Source organism: Streptomyces sp. NBC_01788 (assembly GCF_035917575.1).
Lineage (GTDB): Bacteria > Actinomycetota > Actinomycetes > Streptomycetales > Streptomycetaceae > Streptomyces.
Map to the genome: position 1 here is coordinate 3,540,396 of NZ_CP109090.1, position 14,973 is coordinate 3,555,368.

13 protein-coding genes and 1 pseudogene are annotated in these 14,973 nt (G+C 72.5%); 9 read left to right on the forward strand and 5 right to left on the reverse strand.

The genetic code is table 11. The annotated features are described in order from the left end of the window. Positions 1-38 precede the first annotated feature (38 nt). A complete protein-coding gene (locus OIE49_RS16020) occupies positions 39-695 on the forward strand; it encodes an RraA family protein (RefSeq protein WP_326802911.1) in 657 nt (218 codons plus the stop codon). A gap of 31 nt (positions 696-726) precedes the next feature. On the opposite strand, the gene OIE49_RS16025 is transcribed toward OIE49_RS16020, so the two are convergent. The 3 genes from OIE49_RS16025 to OIE49_RS16035 form a co-directional block, all read right to left on the reverse strand. Continuing rightward, positions 727-1,467 (reverse strand): hypothetical protein, encoded by a 741-nt coding sequence (locus tag OIE49_RS16025; protein ID WP_326802912.1) that lies wholly within the window; start codon positions 1,465-1,467, stop codon positions 727-729. Then, positions 1,467-2,036 (reverse strand): SigE family RNA polymerase sigma factor, encoded by a 570-nt coding sequence (locus OIE49_RS16030; protein WP_326802913.1) that lies wholly within the window; start codon positions 2,034-2,036, stop codon positions 1,467-1,469. The genes OIE49_RS16025 and OIE49_RS16030 overlap by 1 nt, the downstream gene beginning before the upstream one ends. Positions 2,037-2,123: 87 nt before the next feature. Beyond that, complete coding sequence (locus OIE49_RS16035) at positions 2,124-2,750, reverse strand: hypothetical protein (RefSeq protein ID WP_326802914.1); 627 nt, start codon at positions 2,748-2,750, stop codon at positions 2,124-2,126. Between the two features lie 882 nt (positions 2,751-3,632). On the opposite strand from OIE49_RS16035, the pseudogene OIE49_RS16045 reads away from it, so the two are divergent. Then, positions 3,633-4,013, forward strand: a pseudogene (locus OIE49_RS16045) (hypothetical protein); the annotation flags it as partial. Between the two features lie 66 nt (positions 4,014-4,079). Here the strand turns inward: OIE49_RS16045 and OIE49_RS16050 are convergent. After that, a complete protein-coding gene (locus OIE49_RS16050) occupies positions 4,080-6,200 on the reverse strand; it encodes an amylo-alpha-1,6-glucosidase (protein WP_326802915.1) in 2,121 nt (706 codons plus the stop codon). A 120-nt stretch (positions 6,201-6,320) separates the two neighbouring features. On the opposite strand from OIE49_RS16050, the gene OIE49_RS16055 reads away from it, so the two are divergent. The 5 genes from OIE49_RS16055 (at position 6,321) to OIE49_RS16075 (ending at position 11,928) form a co-directional block, all read left to right on the forward strand. Continuing rightward, the gene (locus OIE49_RS16055; protein ID WP_100568903.1) at positions 6,321-7,397 is read left to right on the forward strand and encodes a LacI family DNA-binding transcriptional regulator; all 1,077 of its coding nucleotides are present in this window, start codon (positions 6,321-6,323) and stop codon (positions 7,395-7,397) included. Positions 7,398-7,930: 533 nt separating this feature from the next. Beyond that, positions 7,931-9,175, forward strand: coding sequence for a sugar ABC transporter substrate-binding protein (locus OIE49_RS16060; protein ID WP_326802916.1), 1,245 nt, complete (start codon positions 7,931-7,933; stop codon positions 9,173-9,175). A gap of 144 nt (positions 9,176-9,319) precedes the next feature. Beyond that, positions 9,320-10,354, forward strand: a complete 1,035-nt coding sequence (locus OIE49_RS16065; protein WP_326802917.1) for a carbohydrate ABC transporter permease — start codon at positions 9,320-9,322, stop codon at positions 10,352-10,354. Further along, complete coding sequence (locus OIE49_RS16070; protein WP_100568906.1) at positions 10,351-11,250, forward strand: carbohydrate ABC transporter permease; 900 nt, start codon at positions 10,351-10,353, stop codon at positions 11,248-11,250. The genes OIE49_RS16065 and OIE49_RS16070 overlap by 4 nt, the downstream gene beginning before the upstream one ends. 213 nt (positions 11,251-11,463) lie before the next feature. Further along, positions 11,464-11,928, forward strand: coding sequence for a hypothetical protein (locus OIE49_RS16075; RefSeq protein WP_326802918.1), 465 nt, complete (start codon positions 11,464-11,466; stop codon positions 11,926-11,928). Between the two features lie 158 nt (positions 11,929-12,086). Here OIE49_RS16075 and OIE49_RS16080 read toward each other — a convergent pair whose 3' ends face one another. Then, the gene (locus tag OIE49_RS16080) at positions 12,087-13,340 is read right to left on the reverse strand and encodes an MFS transporter (RefSeq protein WP_326802919.1); all 1,254 of its coding nucleotides are present in this window, start codon (positions 13,338-13,340) and stop codon (positions 12,087-12,089) included. Between the two features lie 80 nt (positions 13,341-13,420). On the opposite strand from OIE49_RS16080, the gene OIE49_RS16085 reads away from it, so the two are divergent. Beyond that, positions 13,421-14,413: an ArsR/SmtB family transcription factor gene (locus OIE49_RS16085; protein WP_326802920.1), complete on the forward strand. Its 993-nt coding sequence runs from the start codon at positions 13,421-13,423 to the stop codon at positions 14,411-14,413. Then, the gene (locus OIE49_RS16090) at positions 14,410-14,931 is read left to right on the forward strand and encodes a glutathione peroxidase (RefSeq protein ID WP_326802921.1); all 522 of its coding nucleotides are present in this window, start codon (positions 14,410-14,412) and stop codon (positions 14,929-14,931) included. Before OIE49_RS16085 ends, OIE49_RS16090 begins: the two co-directional genes overlap by 4 nt. Positions 14,932-14,973: the final 42 nt, after the last annotated feature.

Below are 14,973 nucleotides of genomic sequence, written 5' to 3' on the forward strand. Positions count from 1 at the left end.
CCTCAGGGACGACCACACCCGAGACGATCAGAGGTGCCATGACGGACGCCATGAAGGACGCCACCGGCCCCACCGCTCCCGCCGCCGGTTTCGCGGACATCCCGACGACCACGCTGGCCGACCTCCTCGGCCGGGCGCAGGTCATGGACATCGGCGTCCGCCCACTGTGGTCGCCGGTGCCGCGCGTGGCCGGGCCGGCCTTCACCGTGCGGTGCCCTCCCGGTGACAACCTCATGCTGCACGCGGCCATTCACCGTGCCGCCCCGGGCTCCGTCATCGTCGTCGAGTCCGGCGACCTGGACTACGCCCTGGCGGGCGGCAACGTGTGCGCCGTGGCTCAGCGCCGCGGCGTCGCGGCCTTCGTGCTGGACGGTCTGATCCGCGATCTGGGCGAGGTCCGCGAGGCGGGCTTCCCCGTGTTCGCCCGGGGCGTCATCCCGATCCCGGGCGGCAAGAAGGCCGTGGAGCCGCTGAACACGGAGGTGACCTGCGGCGGGGCGAAGGTGAACGCCGGCGACGTCGTGGTCGCCGACGAGGAGGGCGTCGTGGTCGTCCCGGCCGCCCGCCGCGAGGAGATCCTCGCCGCCGCACGGGCGAAGCTGGCCAAGGAGGCGGACGAGACCCTCGACGCGTGGGAGGCGGCCCACCACGCCCGTGTCGAAGGGATCCTACGCGAGCAGGGCTTCGAGGAGTGACCTCCCGCGCGGGCCGCGTCTCCCGGCCGGATCACATCGACGGGGTCCGGGCGTAGACCCCGCCCTCGGTGTCGAGGACGGTGACCCGGGACACGTAGTCCCAGGAGCCACTGCCGGGCTTGACGTCGGCGACGGCGTACCAGGCGCCCCAACCCGGCTTGCCGGGCAGCTCGATGAGCTTGCCCCGCACCGTCCCGTCGGCCGTTTCGACCTCGACGCTGGACGCGGTGCCCTTGCCGCCGTAGTACACACCGGAGAGGTAGACACGACTGCTGTCGCCCTCGGACTGCACTCCGACTCCGGGAGTGTTCCGATCGATGTTGCCGTCGACCACGCTCCGGAACTGCGGCTCGTCGGGCATGGAAGGCGTCGTCCAGTACTTGCCCTCCGCCGTGAGCCACAGCTCGAAGCCGGGGGCCGCCGTCACGTGTTCACCCGAGGCGACGACACGCGGCGTCGGGGCCGGAGCCGCCGAGGAGGCGGACGGCGAGGGCGAGACGGACGCGGGCGCCGCGGGAGGCGCGTCGTGGGCGGCGCCGGGTTCCGTGCCGCGCAGCACGACCACGGCCAGCGGGACCAGCAGCAGCCCGCATCCCGCGCCGAGTACGGCCGTCCGCCGCCTGAGCCGGATCCGCCGCCCTAGGCGCTCCACGTCCGCCAGCGGCAACGGGGAGGGCCTGAGCTCGTGTGCGGCCTCGGCCAGTGCCTGGCGCAGCCATGCGGCCTCGGTGTGTCCCGGACCTGATTCTGCTTCGGTTCTGGGGTGGTTCATCAGCTGGCTCCGGTGACGGGGTGGGAGCGGTCGGAGGCGGGGGATGCGGCGAAGGCCGCGAAGGCCGGGTGGGAGCGCAGAGCCGCGAGGCCGCGCCGCGCATGGGTCTTGACCGTTCCGAGCGAGCAGTCGAGCACCTCGGCGATGGCGGTTTCGGGAAGGTCCTCCCAGTAGCGCAGCACGAGCACCGTCCGCTGCCGGGCGGAGAGAGTGGCGAGCGCCTGCGTGACCGCGGCGCGGCGCTCGACGGACTCGGCGTGGCCGTTGTCCGGCTGATGCACCCGCTCGGGCAGGAACGGCATCAGCAGATGCGTGACCCGTCTTCTGCGGATCCGGCTGAGGTTGTTGTTGACGAGGGAGCGTCGTACGTAGAGGTCGACGTCGTCGGGCGGGATGCGCCCCCAGCGCGCGTACACCTTGGCCAGGGTGGTCTGCACGAGATCCTCGGCTTCGTGGTGGTCGCCGGTGAGCAGGACGGCGGTCCGTAGCAGACGGGTCCAGGCCGCACTGGCGTAGGCGGCGAAGTCGGTGCTCCCGGAGGAGCCTGCGAATCTCTCGTACTGCGGCACGAACGCGGTTCCCTGTGGGTCGGGTACGGGGAGGAATGGAGCCGGAGAGCTCCGGGGCGGGGGCCGCGCGGGCCCCCGCCCGGGAGGTCAGCGCAGCTTCAGCTGGGCGTAGATCTTGCCCTTGGTGTCGTGGACGGTGATCCGGGAGACGTAGTCCCAGGAGCCGCCGCCCGGCTTGACGTCGGCGACGGCGTACCAGGCGCCCCAGCCGGGCTTGCCGGGCAGCTCGATGAGCTTGCCGTGTACCGTCCCGTCCGCCGTTGCGATCTCGACGCTGGACGCGGTGCCCTTGCCGCCGTAGTAGACACCGGAGAGGTAGACGTGGCTGTCCGTGCCCTCGGCCTGCATCGAGACTCCGGGGGTGCTCCGGTCGATGTTGCCGTCGACCACGCTGCGGAACTGCGGGTCGTCGGGCATGGAAGGCGTCGTCCAGTACTTGCCCTCCGCCGTGAGCCACAGCTCGAAGCCGGGGGCCGCCGTCACATGTTCACCGGAGGCGACGACACGGGGCGTCGGGGCGGTCTTCTTCGCGGTCGGCCGCAGTGGCGTGGAGGCCCGGGCCTTCGCGGCGGAAGCGGCCTGGGTCTGCGCCGTTCCCGCCTGCGCGACCGTGGCGTGCGGTGCCTTCGCGGGTACGGCGTACGCCGCTGTGGTCGTCCCCGCCACGGCGGCGACGACGGCGGCGCAGGCGAGGACCTTCAGCGTCCGTTTCATGAACGGGCAACTCCTCTTGGAACACGGACCCCTGGGGGATCCGGAATGACTGGTGGAAGGAGGGCGCCTCTCCACCCGTTCAAACCCCGCCGGGACCGCTTCCGGATGACACCCCCGCGGGATTTCTTCGCGGAGCGGCTGTGTACGCCGACGCGCGGCCTGGCGCCGGTCCCGCCGCGCTCGGTGCGCGGCGGCGATAATCGCCGGGTGAACGGCGGTGAGGTGCGGCGGCGGCTGCTGGGCGATCTGCTGGCGGTCGGGGCGCCGTACGGGCTGGCGCTCGCTGGTGGGGACGCGGTGCGGGCCCACGGGCTGGTGGACCGGCCCGGCCAGGGCATCGACGTGGCCACCGAGAGCCCGGTCGGGGCGGGGGACATCGTCGCGGCGGTGCGCGCCGGCCTGGAGGAACGCGGCTGGCGGGTGCGGACGTGGGAGACGGAGCCACTCGCGGCTCGGCTCGTGGTCGGTGACCTGGAGGTCGGCGGCGAGGAGGCTGGAACCGGGACCGGAGCCGGGACCGGGACCGGAGCCGAGGCCGGAACCCGAGCCAGGGCCGGGACCGGAGCCGAGGCCGAAACCCGAGCCAGGGCCGGGACCGGAGCCGAGGCCGAAACCGGAACCGGAACCGAGGCCGGAACCCGAGCCAGGGCCGGGACCGAGGCCGGAGCCGGAGCCGAGGCCGGAGCCGGAGCCGGAGCCGGAGCCGGAGCCGAGGCCGGAGCCGGAGCCGGAGCCGAGGCCGGAGCCGGAGCCGGAGCCGAGGCCGGAGCCGGAGCCGAGGCCGGAGCCGCGGCCGGAGCCGGAGCCGGAGCCGGAGCCGCGGCCGGGACCGAACCCGAGGCCGAGACCGAGACCGAGCCCAGGCAGGAGTTCGCCGTGCAGGTGGTCAAGGAGGTGCTGTGGCGGCCGCTGGAGGTGGGCGAGTTCGGCCCGGTCCTCTCGCTCGATGACCTCGTCGGCACCAGGGTGCGCGCGCTGGCCGGTCAGGGCCTCGCCCCCGATCTCGTCGACGTCCACGCCGCCGCCGACCGGTGGAGCCACCCCGAGCTGGAGGAACTCGGCCGCCGCCACGCCGGTGACGTCTTCGACCTCGCCGATCTCCAGACCCGCCTCGTCGGGTCCGAGTGGATCGACGACCGCGCGTTCGCCGCCTGCGGGCTCGACGACCGGGCGATCGACGAGCTACGCCGCTGGGCCCAGGAATGGGCGGACGACATCGGCGAACGGCTCGCGGAGTCCGCGGCGCCACCCGACGACGAGTGACGCCGGCTCCTGCGCGTGACGCGGACCCCGACCCCTACGACCGACACCAGCTCCGAGGACTCACGGTCAGCCGTTGATCACCGTGACCCCTTCCGGCGCCGACACCTCCACCGATCCGTCCCCCTTCACCGCGATGTCCAGCCGCTTCCCCCCGGCCTCGAGACCGGTGACCGTCAGCGGTCCGTACGCGCGGGCGAAGCCCGGGGCGACCGTCAGAGTGCCGGCCGGGATGTCCGCGCTCAGGCCGAGAGCCGACTGGAGGACGAGGACCGAGGACGCCGCCGCCCACGCCTGGGGCCGGCAGGACGCCGGATAGGGCGCGGGACGCGGGCCGGCCTCGGCGCCGTGGCCCGCGAAGAGTTCCGGCAGCCGGGCCTCGAACGCCGCCGACGCCGTCAGCAGGCCGTCCGCCAGCGACGCCGCGGCGTCCGGGAAGCCGGACCTGACCAGGCCGTGCACGGCGATCGCGGTGTCGTGCGGCCAGATCGAACCGATGTGGTAGCCGTACGGGTTGTAGCCCGCCGCCTCGCTGCTCAGCGTGCGCAGACCGTGGCCCGAGTCGAGGTCGCCGCCGGAGAGCCGGGCGGCCAGGAGAGCGCTCTCCTCGTCGTTCAGCAGACCCGTGCCCAGAAGGTGGCCGAAGCCCGAGGTGACCGAGTCGGCCGGCCTGCCGTCGCCGTCCAGCGCGACCGCCGGGTACGGGCCCCGTTCGTCTTCCACCCAGAAGCGCTCGCGGAAGCGGGTGGCGAGCCGGTCCGCCCACTCCTCCCACTCGTCGGCCCCCGGGCGGCCGAAGGACCGCAGCAGCGCCGCTCCGCCGCGTGCGGCCTCGTAGGCGTACGCCTGCACCTCGCACAGCGCGATCGGCGGTTGGGCGAGGCTGCCGTCGCGGTACCGGATGGAGTCGCCGGAGTCCTTCCAGCCCTGGTTGGCCAGGCCCCGGCCCGACTGGTCGACGTACTTGAGGAAGCCGTCGCCGCCGGCGTCCCCCTGGTCGCGCATCCACGCCAGCGCCGACTCGGCGTGCGGCAGCATCCGCTCGACCTGCTCCGACGCCAGGCCCCAGCGCCAGGCGTCGTGGAGCAGGGAGATCCACAGCGGGGTGGCGTCGACCGTGCCGTAGTACACCGGCGGGAGCGAGAACGTGTCGCTGAACGCCGAGGTGTCGCGCCGGACTTCGTGCAGGATCTTGCCCGGCTGCTCCTCGGAGGCCGGGTCGGTGACTCCGCCCTGGCGGCGGGCGAGGGTGCGCAGGGTGCCGGCCGCGAGCTCGGTGCCGAGCGGGAGCAGCATGCGGGCGGCCCAGAGCGAGTCGCGGCCGAAGAGGGTCAGGAACCAGGGCGCGCCCGCGGCGAGGAACTGGTCCGGCCGGTCCCCGGGCGAGCGCGGGTCGGTCAGGCGCAGACGGTCCAGGTCGGCGAGCGACTGCTCCAGCCACCGGTCGAGGCCCCGGTCCGCGCTGCGCAGGACGGGGGTGCGCCACGGCAGGGCGCCGGCGGGGGGCGCCGGGAACTGGTCGCCGTCCGCGTGGGCCGCGGTGCAGCGCAGGGTGACCGTCCACGAGGCGCCGGGGTCCAGGGCGATGTCGTAGGACAGCCGGCCCGTCGGCACGTCCAGCGTGTCGGGCGCGGGGTCACTGACCAGGCGTACGGCGAACCCGTCGCTCGCCCAGGACAGTTCGCCGGTGCCGGCGGCCTGCGCGGATGCCGCCCGGGCCGGGCGGCCCGACTTGACCTGCTCCATGGTGGCGAGGTCCGTGCCGGCCGTGACCGTCAGCCGGAAACGGACCGACTGGGTGCCCGCGTTGGTGACGTCGAGGACCTCCTCCAGCCCTCCGGCCGTCGTGGTCCGGCGGCGGTGCAGGGCGACCGCGGGGTCGGCCGTCACCTCTCCGAGCCCCCGCAGGATCGACCGGAAGTCCGCCCGGTCCGCCCCGCGCAGCCCGTGTCCGACGGGCGCCAGCGGGATGCCCTCGGCCGTGACGGTCAGTCGCGAGAGCGCCCGGCGGTCGCCGTGGAAGAAGCCGTCCGCGCCTCCGTCGAAGGCCCCGTCGGCGCGTGAGATCACGAAGCTGGGCGCGTACAGCGTGACGACCGCGTCGTGCAGGAACGGCTGAAGGCCCTCGGTCACCGCGGGGGGCGGCGTGACCGAGCCGTTGGCGTCCGGGGTCTTGACAGTCGAGTCCAAGGAAGTAGAACCTCTCAGCGTTTGATCGTTCCAAAGACATTAAGTGACTCGTCAGAGCGCTGACAATGCTTTTGGAACGCTAAAACTGCTCCTCGTTCCCTCTGCATGCCGGAGACCGCAATGCCCCGCTCCAGCAACGACCCGCCCGCCAGGGGCGGCCCGGTGACGCTCGCCATGGTCGCGCGCCGGGCCGGGGTCTCCCCGCAGACCGTGTCGAACGCGATCAACTCGCCGGACCTGCTGCGTTCCGAGACCCTGGAGCGGGTCCGCCGTGTGATCGACGAGATGGGCTACCGCCCCAGTCGCGCCGCGCAGACCCTGCGCACCCGCTCCAGCAGGCTGATCGGCTACGGCATCCAGCCCCTGCCGGCCAGCAGTCCCGTCCTCGACCGGTTCCTGCACGCCCTGTCGCAGGCCGCCGACGAGGCCGGTTACCGGATCCTGCTGTTCGCCTGCCGGCCCGGCACCCCGACGCTGGACGGCTACGAGGAACTGCTCGACCAGCACGAGGTCGACGGCTTCGTGCTCAGCGGCACCGAGCACAACGACCCGCGCCAGGCCTGGCTCGCCAAGCGCGGGGTGCCGTTCGTCGCCTTCGGCCGGATGTGGTCGCGACGGCAGATCGGCGACTGGATCGACGTCGACGGCGCCTCGGGCACGGACGCCGCCGTGGAGCACCTGATCGGTCTGGGGCATCGCAGGATCGCCTTCCTCGGCTGGGGGCGCGGCTCATCCGGCGCCGGTGACGACCGCGCCGAGGGCTGGCAGCGGGCCATGAAACGGCACGGGCTGCCGACGCGCGGGCGGCGCGCGCAGAGCGTGAACGACATCGACGCGGCCCGCGCCGCCGTGAAGCCGCTGCTCGACGCGGGGGCGACCGCGGTGGTCGCGGCCAGCGACATGCTGGCGCTCGGCTGCTACCAGACGCTGCGCGAACGCGGGGACGTCCCCGGTCGCGACGTCGCCGTGGTCGGCTTCGACGACTCGCCGACCGCCGGGCTCCTGTCGCCCGCGCTGACCTCCATCGCCCAGCCGCTGGAGGAGGTCGGCCGGGAGTGCGTACGGCTGCTGCTGGCGCGGTTGGCCGCGCCTGACGCCCCGCCCGAACGCATCCTGCTGCCGCCGTCCCTGGTCGTCCGGGACAGCATCCGGGCCGCCCCCGTCGCGGACGGGACCGCGACCGCGACCGCCGTCTGACGACGGGCCGACGGGCCGACGGGCCGACGGCTCAAGGGCCCGGCGGCTCGACAGCCCGACGAACCGACGGACTTGGCGGACACCGGTCACCCCCGGCGAGCACCGTCCCGACCGGAACCATCCCGGCCGGCTGTCCCGATCAGCGCCATCCCGGCCGGCACATCCCGGCCCCGGCTCGGTCGGCACCGCCCCGACCGTCCCCCATCCCGACCCGGACCCGTCCCCACCGTCCCCGTCCCCGTCCCCGTCCCCGTCCTCCCTCTCCCGACCCGGGCCCGTCCCGGTCGGCACCGCCCCGACGGTCCCCGTCCCCACGGGGTCCGCCCCCGTCCCCACCGTCCCCGTCCCCGTCCTCCCTCTCCCGACCCGGGCCCGTCCCGGTCGGCACCGTCTCCGCCCCGTCCCGACCCGTCCCCCTCCGCGTCGGTCCAACCACCCCCGGCCACACCGAGTTCTCCTCTCCTCCACCCCCGGCCGTCTTTCGTGCCGCCGGGCGGAGCCGCACTCACCATCCCCGAATCCTGGAGGTATCCATGTCCCACCGCACGGCTGCCACGGCCCTCGCCACCTGCGCGGCACTGCTCGTCACCGCGGGCTGCTCGTCGAGTTTCGGCGGCGACAAGAAGACCGAGCAGGACACCGGCTCCCACCAGGACCTGCGGGTGCTGATAGCCAGTTCCGGCGACGCCGAGACCAAGGCCGTCAAGGAGGCGGCCGCCGCGTACGCCAAGCAGTCCGGCAACAAGGTGACCGTCGACGTCGCGAAGGACATGAACCAGCAGCTCGCCCAGGCGTTCGCCGGGCACAAGCCGCCGGACGCCTTCTACGTCAACTCCGACCAGTTCGCGAACTACACCAGAGGCGGCTCCCTGTACGCCTACGGTGACCAGGTCAAGGACGCCGACGACTTCTCCGAACAGTTGCGCGCCTCCTTCACCCACGACGGCAAGCTGGTGTGCCTGCCCAAGGACACCTCCACGCTCGCCCTGGCGGTCAACACCGACCTGTGGACGAAGGCGGGGCTCACCGAGAAGGACTACCCGGCGGACTGGGACCAGCTGAAGAAGGTCGCGGGCAAGCTGACCGGGCACGGCGTGACCGGACTGGTCACCAGCGGCGAATACGCGCGGCTGGGCGTCTTCATGAAGGAGGCCGGCGGCTGGATCACCAACGCCGACCAGACGAAGATGACCGCCGACAGCGCGCAGAACGTGCAGGCGCTCCAGTACGTGCAGTCCCTGCTGAAGTCCGGTTCCGTGAAGTACGCCAGCCAGGTCGACACCAACTGGGGCGGCGAGGCCTTCGGCAAGGGCAAGGCCGCCATGACCATCGAGGGCAACTGGCTCGACGGCGCCATGAAGGCCGACTACCCCGACGTGAAGTACAAGGTGGTCCCGCTGCCCGCCGGTCCGGCCGGCCAGGGCACGCTCGCCTTCAGCCAGTGCTGGGGCGTGGCCGCCGAGAGCGCCCACCGGTCGGCGGCCGTGGACCTGGTGACGTACCTCAACTCCAGCGCACAGCAGCTGAAGAACGCCGACGCGTTCGGTGTGATGCCCTCGCGCACCAGCGCCCTGGCCGAGTACGCGAAGCAGAACCCCGCTGCCAAGGCGTGGGTCGACGGCAGCGCCTACGCGCAGGGCCCGGTGACGCTCGCCGGATTCGACAAGGTGCTCGGCCAGTTCAACACCGACCTCGCGGGGCTGGCCACCGCCGACCCGAAGAAGATCCTCGCCGACCTCCAGCGCAACGGCGAACGCGCGCTCACGAAGGGCAACTGACCCACCGTGTCCGCGCGTACGTCACACCACCCCCGGCCGGAGCCGCGTTCCCGCGCCGGCCAGGGGTCCCGTACGGCCGGCCCGCCGGGCGAACCTGACACGCCCGGCGGGCCCGGCCCTGAGTCGGCGGCGCCCGCCCGGCGGGTGGGGCGCCGCTCGGAGGGCGCCTGGGGCTGGCTGTTCGTCAGCCCCGCGGTGCTCGTCCTCGGCCTGTTCCTGGTCCTGCCGACGCTGATGGCGCTGTGGGTGAGCCTGCTGCACTGGGACGGGCAGTCCAACCCGTTCAGCGCGCAGGCGGACTTCGCCGGCCTGGACAACTACCGGGCGCTGCTCACCGAGGACGGCCTCGACCGCACCCTGTTCGCGACCTCGCTGCGCAACACCGTGTACTACGTGCTGCTGACCGTGCCGCTCCAGACCTTCCTCGCGCTGGGTCTGGCGCTCGTCGTCAATCAGCGGCTGCTGCGTGCCCGGAGCGCCCTGCGCACCGCGTTCTTCTTCCCTTCCGTCACCAGCTCGATCACGGTGTCCACCATCTTCCTGTTCCTGTTCCAGGGCAGCGGTGCCGTCAACACGGCGCTGTCCTGGATCGGGCTGAAGGGCCCGAACTGGTTCAACGACCCGCGGGGAGTGCTGTCCCTGCTGCTCGGCGGCCTGGGCGTCGTCGACACCGGTCATCCCTCGGGCGTGCTGGCCGACCACTCCTTCATGGGGCTGTCCTGGTTCGAGTGGCTGTCCGGGCCGTCGGTCGCGATGTGCACGATCATCCTGCTCGCGGTGTGGACGACGTCCGGCACCTTCATGCTGATCTTCCTCGCGGCGCTCCAGGACGTGCCGCGCGAGCTGGAGGAGGCGGCCGCGATCGAAGGCGTGAGCCGCTTCCAGTTGCTGCGGTACGTGACGCTGCCCGCGCTGCGGCCGGTGCTGTTCCTCGTGCTCACCCTCGGTCTGATCGCCACCTGGCAGGTCTTCGACCAGGTGTACGTCATGAGCCAGGGTGCCCCCGGCAACACGACGCTCACGCCGGCCTTCCTGTCCTACTCGACCGCGTTCGACGACGCGGACTTCGGCCAGGGCGCGGCCATCGCCTTCATCCTGCTCGTACTGATCCTGACCATGACGGCCCTGCAGCGCCTTCTGCTGCGCGAGCGCGCCGCCCGTCCCCGGAGGAACCGATGAGCGCGCATTCCACGGCCGCCCGGGCGCAGGGGCGTCCGGTGCTCGGGCGCTTTCCCCGGCCCCTGCGGATCCTCGGGTACGCGCTGGTGGTGGGGCTCGGGCTGCTGTATGTCCTGCCGTTCGCCATCCAGTTGGCGACCGGGTTCAAGACGGACCCGGACGCGGCGAACCATCCGCTCGGGCTGTTCCCGGTCACTCCGACGACCGCTGCCTACCAGCGGCTGTTCGGGATCAGCCAGGCCGGGGAGGGTGTGCCGTTCCTGCGCTGGCTGGGCAACTCGGTGTTCGTCGCGGTCGTCATCACCGCGGGGCGGGTGCTGTTCGCCTCCATGGCCGGGTACGCGCTGGCCCGGCTGCGCTTCCCGGGCCGCACCCTGCTGTTCGGGTTCCTGCTCACGATCATCGCAGTGCCGCCCGTGGTGCTGCTGATCCCGCGGTTCCTGGTGCTCAACGCCTTCGGGCTGTTCGACACCTACGCGGCCATGATCCTGCCGCTGCTGGTGGACGCGGCGCAGGTGTTCATCATGAAGCAGTTCTTCGAGTCGATCCCCCGGGAGGTGGAGGAGGCCGCGCGGGTCGACGGCGCCGGTGTCTTCCGCACCTTCTGGTCGGTCGTCCTGCCGATGGCCCGGCCGGCCCTGATCACCGTGACGATCCTGGCCTTCCAGGGCTCCTGGAACGAGTTCACCCACTACCTGGTGGCCACCCAGTCCAGCCAGTACGAAACCCTGACCACCGGCCTCGCCCGCATGGTCTCCGGCAGCCTGGGCGGCGGCACCCAGTACCCCCTGAAACTCGCCGCGGCCCTCCTGTCCACCCTCCCCGTGGCCATCCTCTTCTTCTCCTTCCAACGCCACTTCGTCCAGGGCGCGAACGCGGGAGCGGTCAAGGACTAGGACGACCACACCAAGCCACCCACCGAGCGGCGCGGGCCCTGCGCGCCGCGGCGGGCGGCACAACCCGCCGCGCCGTCCATAACGTTTCTGCAGGTCAGCATGGGCTTTCCGTGATCACCTGGGACGGTGACCCGGATGAGAGCCCCGCAACCCGCCCTGCCTGGGCGCGGTTGTCCCCCGTGATTGGCAAGAGACCATCAGGAGGGGATCGCCATGGCCATTCCGCAGGTCGCGCGCCTTGTCACCGCCCTTGGTGCCGCCATCGCGCTGGTTTTCACCTCGGCGACGGGCGCCAGTGCCGGCCCATTCGGCTCGACACCGGTTCAGACCTTCGAGTACAGCGTGGGCGGCGTGACCATGAAGGTCCCCACGGGCTGCATGTTCACGCACATCATCCGCGGCAGCGCACTCCGGATCACCTACCAGAACGCCGGTGGCGACTGCGCCTTCGTGGGGGCGCTCAGCAGTGGCTTCTGCAACTGGCGGATCGACTTCACCTACGCGGACACCGGCAACCGCACCTACCGCACCTCGCGCGGCAGGACGCACGACGAGTGCAAGATCGACCCCATGCGGAGCAACTCTCCTCAGATGCTTCCTCGTTATGGCAAGACATGCGCCCACCTCTACGTCAACGGCGTGCGGCGGGTGAGTCAGTGCCATCACGTCACGAAGTGAGCCGAGTATGAGCGAGCAGCAGCGGCAGCAGGGGAAGGCGGCTGGACCGGCGGAGGAGCGAGCCGACGCGATGCGGCGGAGAGCCGGGCCCTGCGGCTTCGTCGTGGGGTTCGGCGTCGTCCTTGCCTTCTTCGCCTTCTTTCCCGGGTTGCCGCATGTCATCGACTGGGGTGCTCTTCTTGGGGCGTTGGGGGTGGGGTTGTTCGCGCGGTGGGGGTGTCGGGCGTGGGTGAGGAGGGGTTCGGGTTCTCGGGGTTAGGGCGGCGGGAGGCTGCGGCGAGGGTCAGGGTGATCGTCGTCGAGGCCGCTGCTGTTGCCGTCATCGCCGTGGCGGGGGACGTGAGTTGGGCGATCGTGCCGGCCAGGGCGGCGCTCGCGCCCTGGAGGGTGAGCATGCCCGCGGAGTGCAGGCCCAGGGCGTGGCCGGCCAGTTCGTCGGGGGTCGAGGCCATCAGGCGCTCCTGCTGGACCAGGCTCGCGCCGAAGCCGACGGAGGCGAGGGTCACCAGGCAGGCGGCCACCGGTACGGACGGGTGGAGGACGAAGAGCAGGTACGGGGCGGCCAGCAGCAGGAGCAGCGGCGTGGCCGCCCGGCGGCGTACCGCCGGAGGCAGCAGGCGGCCCACCGTCACATCGCCGGCCAGCATCCCGAACGCCGCGCACGCGAACAGCGTGCCCGCCGCCGCGGGGCTGTAGGAGACGTACAGGGACTCGCAGCCGACCACCAGGCCGTTGGGGAGCCACAGGCCCAGGTAGGTCAGACGGCGCGGGCGGGACGACCAGAGCAGGGCGTTGGTGCGCCAGGTCGCCGAGACGGACGGGCGGCCGGAGGTGCGCGGACGCCGCCGGGTCAGGCCGAGGCGGAGCACCGCCGCCGCCACGGCGTAGAGCGCGGCGGACAGCAGCAGCGAGACCCGCGGTGACAGGGCCGCCACCAGCACCCCGCCCGTCGCGAACCCGATGATCTGCATGATGCCGCTCATCATGTTGAACACCGAACGCCCGAGCAGATAGCCGTCCTTGGACAGGATCTCGTTCAGCAGGCCCCAGCGGACTCCCCCGCCCAGGGAGGCGACCAGCCCCTGCGCGAGGATCACCGCGAAGACCGCCCACAGCGCCAGACCGGGCACCGCCAGCAGCGCCGTGCCCGCCGCGAAGGACAGGCAGACGCCCACCAGCGCACGCCTCGGCGGCAGCCGGTCCGATCCGGACAGGAAGAGGGTCGCGCCGAGCACCTGGGCCAGCGAGGGCCCGAACATGCTCACCGCGGAGAGCAGCGGCGAGTCCGTCGCCCGGTACACCAGGGTGCCGAGCGCGAGTCCGCTCGCCGTCTGGGCCACCGTCTGCGCACAGGACGCGAGGAAGAGCGGCGTGAACTCCGGGGTGCGGAAGAGCTGCTGGTAGCTGCGCATGCGCCGGAGTCTCGGGCGGGAACGGGGCCGGTGGTTATTGTTTCGCGCAGTCGCGAAAGGTCGCCGGGGAGGGGCAGTCCATGGGCCTGTGGCATTTCAACGCCGACACACTCGCCGGGAGCCGGTTCGTGCTCTCACCGCTCGCCGAGACCTTCGCGAGCCTGAAACTGCTGCACGCGGGCTCCGGCAACCACCCCGGCGAACAGGCGTGGCTGCGCGCGCACCTGCCCGCCTACCGGCGCCTCCTCGTCGGCGACCCCGTCACCGCGCTCCTCGTCCGCGCCGGACTGGGCCGGGACTGGATCGCCGACTTCCTCACCCCCACGCCACTGGACGAGGAGTCCTTCGAGGAAGGCGTCGAGCGGGTGCGCGCCGCCGACCCGGAGGCGGCCCGAGCGCACCTGCGGACCTCGCTCGCGGGACCGCTGCCGGCCGCGCTGGAGCGGGACGACCTGCCCGAACGTGCGGCCCGGCTCCTGGAGTACGTCTGGGCGGACACCGTACGGCCCTCCTGGACCCGGCGGCGGCACGTCCTCGAAGCCGATGTCGTCGCACGGACCGCGCAGGTCAGCCGGGGCGGCTGGGCCGCGGTGCTGGACACCCTGCGGCCGGGCACGCGCTGGCTCGGCGAGAACCGGTTCCAGGTCAACCTGCACGAGTATCCGCCGCGCGAGCTCTCCGGCGCCCAGCTCGTCTTCGTGCCGGTCACCCCGAAGACCGGCTGGGTGGCGTGGGACGAGCCGCGGCGCCGCTACGCCGTCGTCTATCCCTGCGCCGGCGCCCTCGCCGACACCGACGCGCGCCGCGCCTCCGTGCCCACGGGCCTCGGGGCCCTGCTGGGCCGCGCCCGCGCCGAGGTCCTGCTCCTGCTCGCCTCCCCGCTCAGCACCACCCAGCTGACCGCCGTGACCGGCCAGACCCTGGGCTCCGTGGGCCGCCACCTGCGCGTACTCCTTGACGCGGGCCTGGTGCAACGCCGCCGGGCCGGACGCTCGGTCCTGTACTCACGGACCGGCGCGGGCCAGGTCCTCGTCGAGGCGGCGGCTTCTCGGGGCACTAGCATCCGCTCATGACGACTTCAGACAGCAGCAGCGAACTCGCCCCGGACTCCCCCCTGACCGTGGAGATCGGCGCCCTTCAGGGCGGGGCGGCCGGACTCGGGCAGTACGCGGGGCAGGTCGTGCTCATCGTGAACGTGGCGTCCAAGTGCGGGCTCACCCCGCAGTACGCCGGACTCGAACAACTGCACGAGCGGTATGCGGCGCAGGGCTTCACCGTGCTCGGCGTGCCGTGCAACCAGTTCATGGGGCAGGAGCCGGGCAGCGCCGAGGAGATCGCCGCGTTCTGTTCCGCCACGTACGGAATCACCTTCCCCATGACCGAGAAGGCCGAGGTGAACGGGGAGGGACGCCACCCGCTCTACGAGCGTCTGACCGGCTTCGCCGACGCCGAGGGGTACACCGGGGACATCCGCTGGAACTTCGAGAAGTTCCTGGTCGGACGGGACGGCAAGGTCGTCGCCCGGTTCTCCCCGCAGACCGCCCCCGAGGCCGCCGAGCTGGTCACGGCTGTCGAGGAGCAGCTCGCCTGACGAGCCGCTCCCTCTGAGGTGAGCGGTCCGCCGGCCCGGGGC